Raw genomic sequence first — 16,178 nt, 5'->3', positions numbered from 1 at the left:
TAACGAATAATTATTCATATTATCTTATATGTTATTTTTCTTTATATATTTAAAAAGTTTGGCAAACATCAATTGTTTGAATTTTTGTTCGAATATTCACTTTTTATAATAAATTATATTTAAAATTATATTTAAAACATTTTAACAAAAACCTTTATACAGTTTTATTAAATAATATTAATAAAATTTCTTTTTAAAATATTTTATAATATTAGTCTATTTTTTAAAAAATAATTAAAGAACAAAAAAAGTTGAAAGAATACTCTCTCAACTTTTTCATATAATTAAATCTATACGGTTTTAACAAAACAATCTACTTTTAATATATTGCAATTGGTCCATAAGGTCCTTCTATTGTTTCTATTTTAGTTTCAAATACCTCTGTTAAAAGTTTCGGTTTCATTACCTCATCTATTGTTCCAAAAGCTACTATTTTACCATTTTTCATGGCACAAATCCTATCGGAATACTTGCTAGCAAAATTTATATCATGCATAACCGTTAATATTGTTCTTCCAAATTCATTAGCTGCATATCTTAAATGTTCCATCATTTGAACAGAACGAGCTACATCAAGATTATTTAAAGGTTCGTCTAGAAGAACATATTCAGTTTCTTGACATAAAACCATAGCAACATAAGCCCTTTGTCTTTGCCCTCCTGAAAGCTCATCTAAATATCTGTCTTCTAAGTCCCTTAAATGTAAAAAATCTATATATTTAGAAATAATAACCTCGTCTTCTTCTCTTAATCTTCCTTTTGAATAGGGGAAACGTCCAAACCCAACTAGTTGCCTAACAGTAAGTCTTGTTACAAAATGATTCTCTTGACGTAAAATAGTTAAAACTTTTGCCAAATCTTCCGATTTAACCTTAGAAACATCCATATTTGCTACTTCTATTTGCCCTTGGTCAATATTTAATAATCTACCAATCATTAAAAGTGTAGTGGACTTTCCGGCACCATTCGGTCCAATTAAAGAAGTTATTCCCGCTTTTGGTATTTTAATATTTAATGGACCTATATTAACTTCACTATTATAATTCTTTTTTGCATTATTGATTTTTATCATAAAGTTCCCTTTCTTAGTAATACAATTAAAAAAGTAATTCCACCAAACATCTCTATAATAATAGAAACTACTCCTTGAGCATTAAATATATGGTACATAAAAAAGTATGCACCTGTTATAATTAAAAATCCTATAACAAGAGCCATTGGAAAAATATACCTATGATCATAAGTCGGCGCCACTTGGTAGGTTAATGTTGCAACTAAAAAACCATAAAAGGTTAAAGGCCCTACTAATGCCGTTGAAATTGACATTAATATTGAAACTAATACAAGAGTGTAAATAACTCCGGCTTTATGATTAACTCCTAAAGTAGTACTGGCATCTTTACCTAGGGACAAAACATTTAATTTTTTAGAGTAGGCAAATAAAAGAACAGCAACAATTAAAACTATTGGAATTGCTATTGGAAAATACTCTGCATCTGCATTATTAACAGAACCAAATAACCTTGCTTGCAAAACATCAAATTCCGATGGTGCTAGAAGTCTACGCATAAAAGATGAAACGGATTTTAATCCTGTCCCAATAATAACTCCTATTAAAAGCATAAGTTGTAAGTTTCCATATTTTCCCGAAAGTAACCATCCATAAAGAATTAAACACATTACAACCATAACAACTACTTGAAACAAGAAAGATCCTACACCTTTAGAGTTTACAAAAATAGTTAAACCACCAAAAAACATAGTAGCTGTGTGTATTGTTGAATAAAGTGCTTCAAAGCCCAGCAATGATGGTGTAATAATCTTATTATTTGTACTGGATTGGAAGGCAACAGTAGAAAGACTTTGACTTATAGCTGCAATAAGCATAGCAGCAAGAGCAACTACCCTCCTTTTAACTACCGGTATAAATGATGGTGAATTTACAGGAACCGGGTTATTATAAACTAAAAGTCCATAAGAAAATACTACTCCCAATATTAGTAATGTTATTAATAAAAACCAATATCTTCTTTCGTCTTTTTTAGAGGGAAAAGCCTTAGCTGTTCTATTTTCATTATTAGAATTATAGTTCAGTTTTACACTTTTTTCTTTTTTATATGTTGATTCGCTCATTTTACCCTCCCTTGTTTTAGTAACATAACAATGAAAACAATAGCTCCTACAGTTCCAAGTATTAATGATACAGGAACTTCAAAAGGCATTATAATCGTTCGTGAAATAATATCGCAAAGTGTAATAATTCCCATACCTAAGACACAAACCCATGGCAGATTACTTCTAAGGTCATCTCCTCTGTACATGGAGACAATATTGGGTACAATCAAACCTAAAAATGGTAAATTTCCTATTACTGCCGCAACAATTCCAACTATTAAAGAAATTATGCCGGTACCAAGTATTACAATTTTATTATAATTAGCTCCAAGGCTAGTTGCTACATCTTCACCTAGACCTGCTAAGGTTAATCTGTCAGCATAAAAGAAAATTAAAATCGTAGCAATAACAATAAACCACAAATATTCGTATCTTCCAATTTGTACAGGAGCAAAGGAGCCGACAAACCAGGTTTCAATATTCTGTGTCATTTGAAAAACCAGTCCAATAAAAGTAGAAATTGCAGATATTACAGCTCCTAACATCATACCTATAATAGGTACAATTAAAGATGAACGAAGCTTAACTTTTCTTAAAAATAAAAAGAAGATCATGGTTCCAATAAAAGAAAAAATAATTGCACCTGTCATTCTTAACACTAAAGACGGTGCAGGAAAAATCAAATAAACGAAGATTAGACCTAAACCTGCCCACTCTATTGTTCCTGTCGTAGTAGGCTCTACAAGTCTATTCTGTGTAATAAGCTGAGTGACAAGGCCGGAAATTGACATTGCAGCACCTGTTAACATCAATGCAGCAGTTCTAGGAACTCTTGTTATAAAAAACATATCCATTCCATCCTCCTGCCCTTGTAAATCATAAACACCTGTAAATAAAGATACTAGACCTAATATAAAAACAAGAATTATGGCCAATATAAAAGATTTCGTCCATAATTTATTTTTATTATTATTTAGAGGCCGAATTCTATCAGCCCCGGTTATCATTTTCATTCTTTTTTTGTACTCCTTCATATTACTTCTTTAAAGAATTTGACATATTTTCAAATAATTCTATATAAGTTTGTATTGATTCATTTGTGTAAGTATCTTTTGGCGCATATAAGATTCTTCCTTCAGAAATAGCTCTTGTATTTTTAAGGGCCGGTGAATTATCTATTACATCTTGAGCCGGAACTGCATCTTCTGACGATGAAGTTGCTGCATCACGGTCAAGAACAAAAATCCAATCAGGATTACTTTCTGCTATAGCTTCAACTGAAATATCGTCTCCCTTATGGTCTGAAGTAGAACCTTCAACTTCTAAAGCAGATTTCCATCCAAATAACTCATACATAGGACCCCAAACCCGTCCTGAAATAGGAGCTGAAAAACCAATTTCTCCACCTGAAACTACAACACTCATAATCGTATCTGTACCATTATAGGCATTTTTAGCATCTTCTATGGACTTATCGAAATCAGCTACTAATTTTTCTGCATCTTTACTTTTGTCAAAAATTTTTCCTAAAGAAATCGTAGCATTCTTAAGTCCCTTTACTAAACTTTCTCCTGTCTCTCCATTTTCACCGGAAACATCAAAACTAAGATCAATAACAACTGCATCCGGAACTAAAGCTTTTATTTCTTCATAATAACTGCTAAATCTTTGTCCTACTATTACCAGTTCAGGATTAACAGCTGCAATAATCTCAAGATTTGGTTCCTTATGGTCCCCAATATTTTGTACCTTTTCATCTTTAGCATATGATAATTCCTTTGGCATCACATCTTTTGGCACCGCAACCAATTCTATGTTCCAATCTGATAAAGTTTCAAAAGTTCTATTATCTAAAGAAACAACATTCTTCGGATTTACAGGTACTTTAACGCTCCCATGAATATCCTCTATTTCAACTGTAGAAGTATTTTTGTTTTCAACTACTTCAGTAGTGTTTTCATAAACTTCATCCTTGCTTGCATCTTTATTTGATGTTGCACATCCTGTGACAATAACCATTAAAGCTATCATTAAAACAGATAATTTAAAAATTTTTCTATTTCCCATATATATTTTTCTCCTTAATATTTATTTAATAAATAATTAAACCTTTAATACAAATTCAACTATTTAATTGTTACAACAATTACAAAATATATAAAACTTAATTTCCAATTAATCCTCCTTCCTATTTTTTATTAAAAAAATAAAATCCTGTAATTAAATTTAAAATATAATTGATAATCAATATCAACAATGTTTATAATTATATATTTCAATTTAATCTTTTTCAAGTTAATTGATAAGTATTTTCAAATAATAGTTAGTAATTTATGTTTTTTATAAATTTATTATTGTCTTTTTATATTTTATTTATCCTCATATGCTTTTGTATTATTGTGAAATCAATTATTGGAGGTTGTAATATGTGGATTGGTTTCGCCTTTGCTTCTGCATTTTTTTGCGGGAGTAAAGGCTATTTTATCAAAACTTGGAGTTAAGGATATTGACTCAAATTTGGCTACGGCAATTAGAACTACGGTTGTCCTAATTGCTTCGTGGCTTTTGGTTTTAATAACGGGAGTAATAGAAAATATTTATAAGATTTCTTTTCAAACTTTATTATTTCTTATATTATCCGGTTTTAGTACAGGGGTTTCTTGGATTTTTTATTTTAAAGCAATAAAACTAGGAGATGTAAATAAAGTAGCCCAATTGATAAAAGCAGTACTATTTTAACAATGATACTATCCTTTATTTTCCTAGGAGAAAAATATAATTATATTTCTCTACTAGCAATGATTACTATGTTTATAGGCACCTTTATGATGATTGGAAAACAAAAAGTAGAAACAAAGGAAAATGGAAGAAATTTATGGTTTATATACGCTTTACTTTCAGCGGTTTTTGCTAGTTTAACAGCAATACTAGGAAAAAAGGGAGTAGAAAATATAGATTCCAATTTGGCTACGGCAATTAGAACAATATTTGTATTTATTTCAGCTTGGTTTGTAGTCTATATTAGAAAAGCCAATATAAATTTAAAGAATATAGCAAGAAAATCTTGGATCTTTTTAATACTCTCAGGCATTGCAATGGGACTCTCTTGACTTTGTTATTACAGGGCATTAAAAGACGGACAAGCTTCCGTTGTTGTTCCACTAGATAAATTAAGTATTGTTGTAACAATTATATTTTCCTATTTTGTTTTAAAAGAAAAATTAAGTTTAAAAGCTTTTATAGGACTTATTTTAGTAGTAACAAGCACAATGATGTTAATACCACAATTTAATAAATATCTTATTAATTTTTTCTTGATTTAAATATTTACTTAAGATAAATTGTCGTTGCAGAATATTCGATTCTATCAGCTATTTTTCTCATAGAAAGTTTATCGTAACCTTCTTCTAAGATTATTTTTACACTAGCATTTAATATAAGCTTACGCATCTTCTCTTTCTCATTTTCCCTACGTTTTTTCCCAACCATATGGCACCTCTACTTAACATCGTTATTTTACTTAACGCTGTTAATATGTGTTATTTTTTGTCAACTTAATGTCTAAATAATTCTATAAAAAAACTGGCCATAGATTTTATTCTATAGCCAGTCTATACTTTACAATAATATTTAAATTTCTAATTCGACTTTTACCCCAAAATGATCGGATATTTGTAATTTATTTTTAAAAACGACCTCATATTTTTTTACAACTACTTCTTCTGATAAAAATATAAAGTCTATTCTTTTATTACTGGTGTCACACGCCCAGCCATCAATTTCAGATTCAACTGTGTATTCTCCTATTTTTTCCTTAGCTAAATTAAAGGAATCATAAAAACCACTTTTTAATATTAAATCGTAGCCTTCATTTCTTATATTAGCATTATTATTAAAATCCCCTGCTAATATAAATAAATCCGCATCTATTTCCTTTATAATTTCTCTTAATTTTTCCCATTCATATTGAAAACTACCATCTTTCCACCAAGAAAAATGTAGGGTAAATGCCCAAATATTTTTATCCTTATATTTAATTTTTATTCCGGTTGCTTTTCTGGTTTTTGGACTTTTATATTCTAGAGAACTTGAAATAATTTTACTTTTAACTTCCAAAATTGGATTTAAGGATAAGATTGCAATCCCCTCATCATAAATATCATATCCAATATGGGTACTATCCCAAGTATAATAATAATTTAATCCTTTTCTTTCCAATTCATCTTTTAATAACAAACCGAAATTATCTTCCTTAACTGTAGCTAATTCAACAATTTCTTCATCTTTTCTTTCTATTTCCTTTGCAGAAATACTTTGATTAATCTCTTGAAGAAAAATAATATCATATTTTTCTTCAAGAATATTATCTATGAATATATTAAATTTTTCTTTTTGATTTTTTTCTAACCAACTATGGGTGTTTAATGTTAAAATTTTCATATTATCTATTTAAATAATCATTAATATCAGATTTTAAAATATCTGCTTTAGGACCATAAACAGCTTGAACTCCTGAATCTTTTTTTATTAGACCCATAGCTCCCTGTTTCTTCCATTCTTCCTCATTTCCTACTAAACTATCATCTTTAATTGAAACTCTTAGTCTTGTCATACAAGCATCAACATCTATAATGTTGTCTGCTCCTCCTAGTAGTTCTACTATGGCTACTACCTGTGAATTAGCATCACCCTTTGCTTTAGTATCTACCTCTTTGTTTTCAGAGTTATCATTTTCATCATAATTTCCTAATCTTCCAGGAGTTGCTATTTTTAACTTTCTTATTAAGAAGCTTGCAAGAAAATAAGTTCCTACAAAGAAAACAATACAAGCTATAACATAATTAATTAAATCGCCGGTTAATCCTGCCTTTACACTTATAGGTACCCTTGTAAGTAATTCTATGGAACCAAAAGAATGAAGCCTTAAATTAATTATATCGGCTAATCCAAAGGCAAGTCCTTGAATTAAAGCATATATTCCATATAATATTGGAGATGCAAACATAAACATAAATTCCAACGGCTCTGTTACACCTGTTAAAAATACAGCTATTCCTGCTGAGAAAAACATTGACTTATATTTTTTTCGTTTTTCTAAGTCTGTGTTTTTGTACATAGCTAAGGCTATTCCCATAAGAATTCCCATGGAACCTATCATTTGACCAACCTTAAATCTAGCTGGTGTTATTGAGTTTAATAAATTAGTATATTCAGTCATGTTTCCTGCTGATTTTAAATTTACTAAATCACTTGCCCAGGCTAACCATAAAGGGTCTTGACCAAAAACTGCTGTTCCTGCTCCAGCCCCTGTTAAAATAGTATAGGTTCCTCCTAAGGCAGTATAGTTAATAGGTATTGTTAGCATATGATGTAAACCAAATGGTAATAGTAATCTTTCTGCCATACCAAATACAAATGGTGCTAGTATTGGTGCTTTATCACTAGATTCAGCTAACCAAACTCCAAAAGTGTTTATTCCTGTTTGTATAAATGGCCATACAACAGAAAGTAATAATGATATAATTACTGACCACAGGATTACAACAAAAGGCACAAATCTTTTTCCATTAAAAAAAGACAAGGCTTCCGGTAGTTTTCTAAAATTATAATATTTATTATAGATATTAGCACCTAAAAAACCGGCTATAATACCTACAAAAACTCCCATATTAAGTGCCGGCGCTTCTAAAACACTGGTAAAATATCCATTTACAAGTATTTCTTGACCAAATAAAGTATTGGTCACAGCACCTTCTGTTACTAACATTTCAGAAGTTACTCCAAATACTGCTCCGGTAATCCTATTGATTAAAATAAATGCTATAGCTGAAGCGAAAGCACCTCCTGCTCTTTCTTTTGCCCAGGAACCTCCAATTGCAATAGCAAATAGCAAGTGCAAATTTCCTATAATTGCCCAACCAATATTTTCAACTACGCCACCGGTAGTAACCAAAAAATTTAGGTCTGGACTAATCATTGCAATTAATTTCCCAATACTAATCATTAATCCTGCTGCAGGCATAACTGCAATTACAACCATTAATGATTTCCCGAATTTTTGCCAAAATTCAAATGATAAAAACTTCTTCATTTCCTTCTCCTTTTTAAAATAATTTATTAAAAAAGCAATATTGCTTTATTAATCAGATTTTTATAATACAATTATTATTTTAATTAAAATAAGGGCATCTGTTTTTTATGCACTGATTGTTTTTCTCCTTAAACTTACATTTAATACTTTCTTTTTCCATTTTTATTCCCATGTTTTCCTCTACAAAATCTATAGCTGTTTCAATAGCAATAAAGGAATTTCTTTTACAACACCTTGGTCCACCTATTTCACTTACTTTTGCCAAGGCCTTTGATGTAGCTAGATTGGATAATTTCCATGGATTATTTGTTAGTGGAGTTGCTCCTGTAATAATACTAATAAATATACCTAAAGATATAGATGCACCACAAGCTCCCCAAAAACCACAAGTACCACCTGGAACTTGCTTTCCCCTTCTTTCCATTTCTTCAAGGGAATTTTTTAAGTCAATATCTCCACCTGAGTTTTTATATGCCGTTAATAATGCTGAACCAACTAAAATATGATGTTCCGGTCCATGCATATGAATAAATGATTTGTTCATAATTTCTTCAGTAATTTCTATTGGATTTTTGCTATTTGAATTTGCACATATTTCCTTTATTAAAGGAACACCTGTACCATGACATTCATTACATACAAAGTGATTGTTTTTACATTTTGTAGTACTTAATTCTTCTTTTCCACAAATATAGCATTTCATAGTAGTTCCTTCATTAAAATACACTAAAGGCTCTTTGCAAATTAAACATTCTTCAGCTTTTGTCATTCAGCCCTCCTTTATGATGATTTTTTAATCTATTATTTTATTATAATAAGAAAATATTTTACTTCTTAAATTTATTCATCCTAATATTATAAATATCCCTATAATAATTATATACACTATTATTAATAAATAATATGATCTTAGTTACATATTTGTCAATTTTTTTGATTTTTTACTTAAATTAACTAATTCTTTATTATGAAAAAAAGAATTATCATGTATAAATATGTTTTTAAACATAAAAAAAGCTCCAGTATAAAACTGAAGCTTATAGATAATATTATCTTTTTGAGAATTGTGGACTTTTACGAGCTTTTTTCAAACCGTATTTTTTACGTTCAACTTTTCTAGGGTCTCTTGTTAAGAAACCTGCTCTTTTTAATGTTGGTCTTAATTCTGGATCTACTTCTAATAATGCTCTTGCTATTCCATGACGAATAGCTCCTGCTTGTCCTGTATATCCTCCACCTTTAACATTTACGAAAACATCATATCCACCTAAGTTTTCTGTTAAAACTAATGGTTCTCTTGCAATTACTCTTAATGTATCAAAATCAAAATATTCATCAATTGGTCTTTTGTTTATAATAAATTGTCCATTTCCTGGAACTAATCTAACTCTAGCAACTGATGTCTTTCTTCTTCCAGTTCCTAAATATTGTACGTTAGCCATTTTATATCCCTCCTATTTCTTATATGTCTAGAACTTCTGGTTGTTGTGCTTCATGATTATGGTCTGGACCAGCATAAACTTTTAATTTTTTATACATAGCTCTACCTAATTTATTATGTGGAAGCATACCCTTTACAGCAATTTCAATTGCCTTTTCCGGTTTTTTTGCCATTAACTCTTCATAAGAAATAGATTTTAGACCACCTGGAAAACCAGTATGATGTCTATATAATTTTTGACCTTCCTTATTTCCTGTAACTCTAACTTTGTCAGCATTGATTACTATTACGTAATCTCCTGTGTCTATATTTGGTGTAAATATAGGCTTGTTTTTTCCTCTTAAAACAGCTGCAATTTCACTTGCAAGTCTTCCAAGTACTTTGTCTGTAGCGTCAACTACATACCATTTTCTTTGGATATCTCCTGTTTTAGCAACATAGCTTTTCATTTTTTCCTTTCCTTTCCTTTTTACAATATTTTTAGCTATTTAGACATCGCTGCTAAAAAGCGATTGTTCTCCCACCAAGCATTTATGAATCGCACCCCTGGCCACTGGCGATTTTTGTGAATATTGTTAAAAAGGACTGGAGAAGTCATTTTTAACACCGAATAAGTATATCCTAACTTTGCCTATTTGTCAACTATAGGAGATAATTTTATAAAGTTTTAATTATGCTTAAATACAAATATGCTATAATATTAGTTAGTGTAGTTATACAATTAGAGGTAATTATGAAAATTTTATTAGCCACCGATGCTTACTCTGTTATTGTAAACGGAGTAATAACTTCAATTAAAAATCTTAGAAGAGAGCTTATCTCAATGGGACATGATGTAAAAATCTTAACCCTTTCTTCTAATCGTCATTCCTATATAGATTATGATAGTAATGTAGTATATTTAGGTTCTTATGATATTTCAAAAATTTATCCAGATGCAAGGTTTTCTTTATCTTATACGAATCCTTTAATAGATTCAATTCTTACATGGAAACCTGATATTATTCATACTCAAAGTGAATTTACAACTTTTTCCATAGCAAGAAAAATTGCAAACAAGTTGGATATTCCAATTATACACACCTATCATACCCTTTACGAAGAATATACCCATTATTTTTCACCTAGTGAAAGAATAGGAAAATATTTGGCGAAAAAATTTACTAAAAGAATTTATCATAAATCTACTTGTATGGTAGTTCCTACTTTAAAAACATATAAAGTTTTAAAAAAATATGGAATAGATGAAAATATCTATATTGTTCCTACCGGTTTATCCATGGATAAATTCAGTATTAAGTATCCTAAAGAGGAATTAGAGCTTCTAAAAGAAGAATTAAACCTACCTTTAAAATCTAAAATCCTAATTTCTGTAGGAAGAATTGGTAAGGAAAAAAATATTGAAGAGTTAATAAACTATTTAACTAAAATGAAATTCAAAAATATACATCTTCTTATTGTTGGAGATGGACCTTATAAAAATACTTTAGCAAATTTAATTAAAGATTATAATTTAAATAATAAAATAACTTTTACAGGTTTAATACCTAATGATGAGTTAAATATTTATTACCAAATGGCTGACTTGTTTGTTTCTGCCTCTACTAGTGAAACTCAGGGCTTAACTTATATCGAATCCCTTGCCAATGGAACACCAATTCTTTGCAGGGATGATGAATGTTTGGAACAAACAGTAATAAATAACTATAATGGATTTAGATACAATAGTTTTGATGAATTTAGTGAAAAGCTAAAGCTTATTTTAAATAATAATGGACTATATAAAAATTTTGTTGAAAATGCAGTAATTAGTGTAAACGAAAATTTTTCTTCTACTACTTTTGCAAATAAAATTTTAGAAATATATGAAAAATATATTAAATAGAATAATTATTGTTATTTTAAGATTAGTTTTAGGTAAATATTATATAATATATTATAACATTCTAATGTTAGGAAGGGATTTAAATGAAAGAAAAAATGTATAAATTCATGTCTGGTAGAAATGGTCCAAATGCTTTTTCAAGATTTTTGTCCGTATTGTCATTAATTGCTATTATAGCAAGTTTCTTTTTTGATAATATTGTAAGACAAATTCTCTTTTGGTTTGGTTTTTTATTAATTGTTTATTCTAACTATATAGTTTTTTCAAAAAATATTGCTAAAAGAAGTATTGAAAACCAAGACTTTCTAAGACTTAAAAATAAATTTACCGGTAGATTTAGTAAATTGAAAATGATTTTTAAACAAAGAAAAGAATATAAATTTTTTAAATGTGAAAATTGTAAAACAACTTTAAGAGTTCCTAAGGGAAAGGGAAAAATTAAAGTACATTGTAAAAAATGTGGTCATGATATGATTAAAAAAAGCTAGTTTTAAATAAACTAGCTTTTTTGTTTACAGTAATTTTCCATACCTTTTTATATATATATCCTTGACCACAGTAGTTAATATCATATATAAAACTACTGTTACTGCTAATATATAAAAATATTTTAAAGGAAATGGATAAAGATCTATTAATCCTCCAAATGGCGTAAATGGAATCATAGTTGCAATTACTATTCCTGATAAAGATAAGGATGTAACTGCAAAGGATGCATGACTTTGTATAAATGGTATTTTTGGTGTTCTAATCATATGGATTACCAGGGATTGTGTCCACATGGACTCAACAAACCAAATTGATTGTGCCATCATCATATAAGTATCTCTAACTAATTCCTCTGATTGAGGTATTGCATTAAATAGTCTTCCTTCTGCACCTGGAACAAATATAGGGCAAATTAAAAAATATGAAATTAAATAGGTTGCTATATCAAAAATAGAACTAGTTGGTCCTAGCCACAACATAAAACTTACTATTCCGGAAGCATCCCATTTTTTAGGTTCTTTAATGAATTCCTTATCTACATTATCCCATGGTATAGCCGTACAGGAAATATCGTATATTAAATTTAAAAATATTAACTGAATACTTGTCATAGGATTATATGGTATAAAGGCACTTGCAATTAAAACAGAAAATACATTACCAAAGTTTGAACTCGCTGTCATTTTTATATATTTAATCATATTAGCATAAGTTTTTCTGCCTTCTATAATACCTTTTTCCAATACCATTAAATCTTTTTCAAGTAAAATAACATCAGCTGATTCTTTTGCAATATCTACAGCAGTGTCAACAGATATTCCTACATCTGCCGCCTTCATAGCTGCTGCATCGTTTATTCCATCTCCCATAAAACCTACAGAATGTCCATTTTCTCTTAAGAGTTCTACAATATGAGCCTTTTGAGAAGGAGATACTTTAGCAAAAACAGTGGTGGTTTCAACAACCTTTTTTAATTCTTCCTCTGACATATTTTCTATATCTGAACCGGTTAAAAGATTATTTACTTCTAAGCCTACCATTTTACAAATTGATCTTGTAACATGTTCATTATCGCCAGTTAATACCTTTACCCTTACCCCATATTCTGCTAAAGCTACTATTGCATCTATTGTAGACTCCTTTGGTGGATCTAGGAAGGCAAGGTAACCAATTAAAACCATATCCTTTTCATCCTTTACAGAAAATTCTCCAACTGGTGAAGGATTGGTTTTTTGAGCTATGGCTATAACTCTCATACCGTCATCATTTAATTCTGTTACTTTATTCAGAACTTTTTCCTTAATATTGTCAGTTAATTCTATTACACTGCCTTCAAACTCAACAAAGGAACAAATTGAAAGCATTTCCTCAACTGCACCTTTAGTAATCATTTGAGTCTTGCCGTTTTTGTCCTCAACTACTACACTCATTCTTCTTCTATTGAAGTCAAAAGGTACTTCATCTATTTTCTTGTAAAATTCATCTAACCCTCTTAAAGACGGATCATCTACCTTTTCTTCATTTGTTGACTCAATAATAGCTATATCCATCAGGTTTTTTAAACCTGTTTGAAAATGACTATTTAAATAGGCATGTCTTAAAACCCTACTATTATCATTGCCATCTACATCTAAATGATATTCAAGTATTACTTTGTCTTGAGTTATAGTTCCGGTTTTATCGGTACATAGAATATCTATAGAGCCAAAATTTTGTATTGAATTTAAATTCTTGACTATTGTTTTTTCCTTTGACATTGCAACAGCACCTTTTGCAAGACAAGTTGTTACAATCATAGGTAACATTTCCGGAGTTAGTCCAACTCCTATGGAAATTGCAAATGTAAAGGCATGAATCCAATGTCCTTTTGTTATACCATTAATTACAAAAACAATAGGTACCATTATTAACATAAAACGTATTAACACCCAAGAAACTTGGTTAACACCTTTTTCAAAGGTAGTTACAACAGGTTCTTTTTGTATATCCTTAGCCATCATACCAAAAAGTGTATTATCCCCTGTTGCTACAACTAAACCAAAGGCTGAACCACTAATAACATTGCTTCCTAAAAAAGCTAAGCTTTTATAATTAGTTAAAGAATCTTCAGTTTCAGCTTTCTTATAGGTTTTTTCTACCGGTTCATTTTCACCAGTTAAAGATGACTGGCTAATAAATAAATCTTTAGTTTGTATTAGTCTTATGTCAGCAGGAATCATATCTCCTGCAGATAAACGTACAATATCTCCAACGACTAAATCTTCCAATAAGATTTCTCGTTGTTCGTTTTCTCTAATAACTGTACATTTGGTTTTTATTAAATTCAATAAGCTGTCAGCTGCATTTCCTGAGCGAATTTCTTGAACAAATCGAATCATTCCACTAATAAATACCATTGCTGTAATAATTATTACAGAAATCGCATTTTTATCTTCCGGATCAGGTAGAATAATATCGGTATAAATTGAAATTATTGCCAAGAAAATTAAAATCCCACTAAAAGGATTAATAAAAGAATCCCATAATTTTTTGAAAACTGAATCTTTCTTATGTTCGGTAACCTTATTATTTCCAAATTTTTCTCTGTTTTCAATAATTTGTTCTTCACTTAATCCATAATTTGTTGTTCCTATTTTTTCCATAAGTGAATTATGGTCTTCCATTGCAGCATCATGTAGTAACTTTTCAATATCCTTTTTACTTTCCATTATTATTTTTTTCTTTTTGTTTAAAAACATTTTAAACACCTCCATTCATTTTATTTTTTCCACCTAATTATTATATAGTAAAAAAAAGTAATATCATAGTAAATGATAAATTTATTAAATTATATTTTTGAATTGTTCTTTTAATTTAGTATATAATCATTTTATAAAAACACAAAATACTTAGGAGGCTTAAATGACCCATAATTTAAAAGAAAGTGCTAAAAGAGTTGTTTCCGATTTAAAGGAATTAAGAAATTTAACATCTACAGAAAATGGAGCACAACGTGTTGCTTGGACACCAACCTGGCAAAAAGCTAGAAACTGGTTTAAAGAAAAAGTTGAACAATATGGTGCAGAAGTAACTAGGGATTCTGCCGGTAATGTTTGGGCGAAAATACAAGGGGAATCTTCCGACTCAATTGCTATAGGAAGTCATATAGACTCTGTTCCTAACGGTGGCTGGCTAGATGGCGCTTTAGGTGTTGTTGTTGGCATTGAAATCATAAGACGTTATACAGAAGACAAAAGAAAACCTAAAAAGACCATTTATATCGTAGACTGGGCCGATGAAGAAGGTGCAAGATATGGCCGTAGCTGTTTAGGTTCAGCTGCAGCAAACGGTAGTTTAGATGTAGATAAAATAAAAGACCTTGTAGATATTAACGGAATAAAATATTCCGATGCATTAAGAAAATACAAGGTTGAACCGGAAAATATGCTTAATGCCTATAATGAGCTTAAAGAAAAAAATATAAAAGTCTATCTGGAACTTCATATTGAGCAAGGACCAATTTTAGAAAATTCTAATAAAGATGTAGCCTGTGTTTATGGAATAGCCGGCGTTGAAAGACACTATATTGACTTTATAGGACAAAAATCCCATGCCGGTTCCTTCCCTACAGAATTAAGACAAGATGCCTTTTTAGCTGCAGCTGAATCAGCATTGGAATTTAGAAAAATAGCTTTAAAATACAATGCTGTTTGTACTGTTGGAGAAGTTACAGTAGAACCTCATGTTACAACAATTGTTCCCGGAAAATGTACTATTTCACTAGACCAAAGGACAATAGATAAAAATAATTTGAAAATCATTTTTGAAGAAGCAAAAGATATTGTAGAAAAAATTTCCAAGAAAAATAATGTAAAATCCCATTGGAGAAATATTCATTCCATTGCACCAAAAATATTTGATGAAGAGTTAATTGAATTATGTAAGGAGTCTGTCAAAGAAGAAACAGGAGAAGCCACAACTATGTCTTCCGGACCACTACATGATGCAATAGAAGTAGCTAAAATAATTCCAACAGTAATGATGTTTGCTATGTCCGAAAAAGGACTTTCCCATACAAAAGAAGAAAATACACCAGATGATAAGTTAGAAACAGCAATAAGAGCCTTTCTTCGTCTAGTAGACAAGACTATAAAAAAATAATTTCTAAATAAAAAAAG

At 29.8% G+C, this 16,178-nt stretch carries 15 protein-coding genes and 1 pseudogene; 5 read left to right on the top strand and 11 right to left on the bottom strand.

The genetic code is table 11. The annotated features are described in order from the left end of the window. Positions 1–319 precede the first annotated feature (319 nt). The 4 genes from JFY71_RS08245 to JFY71_RS08230 are packed head-to-tail and all read right to left on the bottom strand — an operon-like array spanning position 320 to position 4,182. The gene (locus JFY71_RS08245) at positions 320–1,072 is read right to left on the bottom strand and encodes an iron ABC transporter ATP-binding protein (protein ID WP_243660333.1); all 753 of its coding nucleotides are present in this window, start codon (positions 1,070–1,072) and stop codon (positions 320–322) included. Continuing rightward, positions 1,069–2,133: an iron chelate uptake ABC transporter family permease subunit gene (locus JFY71_RS08240; protein ID WP_243660332.1), complete on the bottom strand. Its 1,065-nt coding sequence runs from the start codon at positions 2,131–2,133 to the stop codon at positions 1,069–1,071. Before JFY71_RS08240 ends, JFY71_RS08245 begins: the two co-directional genes overlap by 4 nt. Beyond that, positions 2,130–3,149, bottom strand: coding sequence for an ABC transporter permease (locus JFY71_RS08235; protein WP_243660331.1), 1,020 nt, complete (start codon positions 3,147–3,149; stop codon positions 2,130–2,132). The genes JFY71_RS08240 and JFY71_RS08235 overlap by 4 nt, the downstream gene beginning before the upstream one ends. A 1-nt stretch (position 3,150) precedes the next feature. Further along, a complete protein-coding gene (locus tag JFY71_RS08230; protein ID WP_243660330.1) occupies positions 3,151–4,182 on the bottom strand; it encodes a siderophore ABC transporter substrate-binding protein in 1,032 nt (343 codons plus the stop codon). 378 nt (positions 4,183–4,560) lie between these two features. Here JFY71_RS08230 and JFY71_RS08225 point away from each other — a divergent pair, with 378 nt between their 5' ends. Both JFY71_RS08225 and JFY71_RS12120 read left to right on the top strand, forming a co-directional pair. Further along, positions 4,561–4,854, top strand: a complete 294-nt coding sequence (locus JFY71_RS08225) for an EamA family transporter (protein ID WP_243660329.1) — start codon at positions 4,561–4,563, stop codon at positions 4,852–4,854. Between the two features lie 2 nt (positions 4,855–4,856). After that, positions 4,857–5,438: pseudogene (locus tag JFY71_RS12120) on the top strand (EamA family transporter). 4 nt (positions 5,439–5,442) lie between these two features. Here JFY71_RS12120 and JFY71_RS08210 read toward each other — a convergent pair. The 6 genes from JFY71_RS08210 to rplM all read right to left on the bottom strand — a co-directional run bounded on the left by JFY71_RS08210 (position 5,443) and on the right by rplM (position 10,096). Continuing rightward, a complete protein-coding gene (locus JFY71_RS08210) occupies positions 5,443–5,604 on the bottom strand; it encodes a TetR/AcrR family transcriptional regulator (protein ID WP_243660327.1) in 162 nt (53 codons plus the stop codon). A 141-nt stretch (positions 5,605–5,745) separates the two neighbouring features. Next, positions 5,746–6,555: an endonuclease/exonuclease/phosphatase family protein gene (locus JFY71_RS08205; RefSeq protein WP_243660326.1), complete on the bottom strand. Its 810-nt coding sequence runs from the start codon at positions 6,553–6,555 to the stop codon at positions 5,746–5,748. Position 6,556: 1 nt separating this feature from the next. Beyond that, on the bottom strand, positions 6,557–8,206 hold the full coding sequence (locus JFY71_RS08200; RefSeq protein WP_243660325.1) for a PTS transporter subunit IIBC: 1,650 nt from the start codon (positions 8,204–8,206) through the stop codon (positions 6,557–6,559). Positions 8,207–8,285: 79 nt separating this feature from the next. Continuing rightward, positions 8,286–8,975 carry a DUF5714 domain-containing protein gene (locus JFY71_RS08195; RefSeq protein WP_243660324.1) on the bottom strand — a complete coding sequence of 230 codons (690 nt, stop codon included), beginning with the start codon at positions 8,973–8,975 and terminating at the stop codon, positions 8,286–8,288. Between the two features lie 280 nt (positions 8,976–9,255). Next, complete coding sequence (gene rpsI / locus JFY71_RS08190) at positions 9,256–9,648, bottom strand: 30S ribosomal protein S9 (RefSeq protein ID WP_243660323.1); 393 nt, start codon at positions 9,646–9,648, stop codon at positions 9,256–9,258. Positions 9,649–9,667: 19 nt separating this feature from the next. After that, positions 9,668–10,096, bottom strand: a complete 429-nt coding sequence (gene rplM, locus JFY71_RS08185; RefSeq protein ID WP_243660322.1) for a 50S ribosomal protein L13 — start codon at positions 10,094–10,096, stop codon at positions 9,668–9,670. Positions 10,097–10,380: 284 nt separating this feature from the next. Between rplM and JFY71_RS08180 the strand changes: the two genes are divergently transcribed. Both JFY71_RS08180 and JFY71_RS08175 read left to right on the top strand, forming a co-directional pair. Beyond that, complete coding sequence (locus JFY71_RS08180; protein WP_243660321.1) at positions 10,381–11,532, top strand: glycosyltransferase; 1,152 nt, start codon at positions 10,381–10,383, stop codon at positions 11,530–11,532. 83 nt (positions 11,533–11,615) lie between these two features. After that, complete coding sequence (locus JFY71_RS08175) at positions 11,616–12,020, top strand: hypothetical protein (protein ID WP_243660320.1); 405 nt, start codon at positions 11,616–11,618, stop codon at positions 12,018–12,020. Between the two features lie 24 nt (positions 12,021–12,044). Here JFY71_RS08175 and mgtA read toward each other — a convergent pair whose 3' ends face one another. Continuing rightward, positions 12,045–14,759: a magnesium-translocating P-type ATPase gene (gene mgtA / locus JFY71_RS08170; RefSeq protein WP_243660319.1), complete on the bottom strand. Its 2,715-nt coding sequence runs from the start codon at positions 14,757–14,759 to the stop codon at positions 12,045–12,047. A gap of 163 nt (positions 14,760–14,922) precedes the next feature. On the opposite strand from mgtA, the gene JFY71_RS08165 reads away from it, so the two are divergent. Then, positions 14,923–16,161 carry a Zn-dependent hydrolase gene (locus tag JFY71_RS08165; protein WP_243660318.1) on the top strand — a complete coding sequence of 413 codons (1,239 nt, stop codon included), beginning with the start codon at positions 14,923–14,925 and terminating at the stop codon, positions 16,159–16,161. The last annotated feature ends 17 nt before the right edge of the window (positions 16,162–16,178 follow it).

This window comes from Miniphocaeibacter halophilus (assembly GCF_016458825.1).
GTDB lineage: Bacteria > Bacillota > Clostridia > Tissierellales > Peptoniphilaceae > Miniphocaeibacter > Miniphocaeibacter halophilus.
This window is presented reverse-complemented; position numbering and strand designations above follow the sequence as displayed.

Bases quoted from the DNA above. Each gene is read 5' to 3' on its own strand.
- JFY71_RS08180 (WP_243660321.1), top strand. From the start codon at position 10,381: ATGAAAATTTTATTAGCCACCGATGCTTACTCTGTTATTGTAAACGGA.
- JFY71_RS08195 (WP_243660324.1), bottom strand. From the start codon at position 8,975: ATGACAAAAGCTGAAGAATGTTTAATTTGCAAAGAGCCTTTAGTGTAT.
- JFY71_RS08245 (WP_243660333.1), bottom strand. From the start codon at position 1,072: ATGATAAAAATCAATAATGCAAAAAAGAATTATAATAGTGAAGTTAAT.
- JFY71_RS08240 (WP_243660332.1), bottom strand. From the start codon at position 2,133: ATGAGCGAATCAACATATAAAAAAGAAAAAAGTGTAAAACTGAACTAT.
- JFY71_RS08200 (WP_243660325.1), bottom strand. From the start codon at position 8,206: ATGAAGAAGTTTTTATCATTTGAATTTTGGCAAAAATTCGGGAAATCA.
- JFY71_RS08235 (WP_243660331.1), bottom strand. From the start codon at position 3,149: ATGAAGGAGTACAAAAAAAGAATGAAAATGATAACCGGGGCTGATAGA.
- mgtA (WP_243660319.1), bottom strand. From the start codon at position 14,759: ATGTTTTTAAACAAAAAGAAAAAAATAATAATGGAAAGTAAAAAGGAT.
- JFY71_RS08205 (WP_243660326.1), bottom strand. From the start codon at position 6,555: ATGAAAATTTTAACATTAAACACCCATAGTTGGTTAGAAAAAAATCAA.
- JFY71_RS08165 (WP_243660318.1), top strand. From the start codon at position 14,923: ATGACCCATAATTTAAAAGAAAGTGCTAAAAGAGTTGTTTCCGATTTA.
- JFY71_RS08210 (WP_243660327.1), bottom strand. From the start codon at position 5,604: ATGGTTGGGAAAAAACGTAGGGAAAATGAGAAAGAGAAGATGCGTAAG.
- JFY71_RS08230 (WP_243660330.1), bottom strand. From the start codon at position 4,182: ATGGGAAATAGAAAAATTTTTAAATTATCTGTTTTAATGATAGCTTTA.
- rplM (WP_243660322.1), bottom strand. From the start codon at position 10,096: ATGAAAAGCTATGTTGCTAAAACAGGAGATATCCAAAGAAAATGGTAT.
- JFY71_RS08175 (WP_243660320.1), top strand. From the start codon at position 11,616: ATGAAAGAAAAAATGTATAAATTCATGTCTGGTAGAAATGGTCCAAAT.
- rpsI (WP_243660323.1), bottom strand. From the start codon at position 9,648: ATGGCTAACGTACAATATTTAGGAACTGGAAGAAGAAAGACATCAGTT.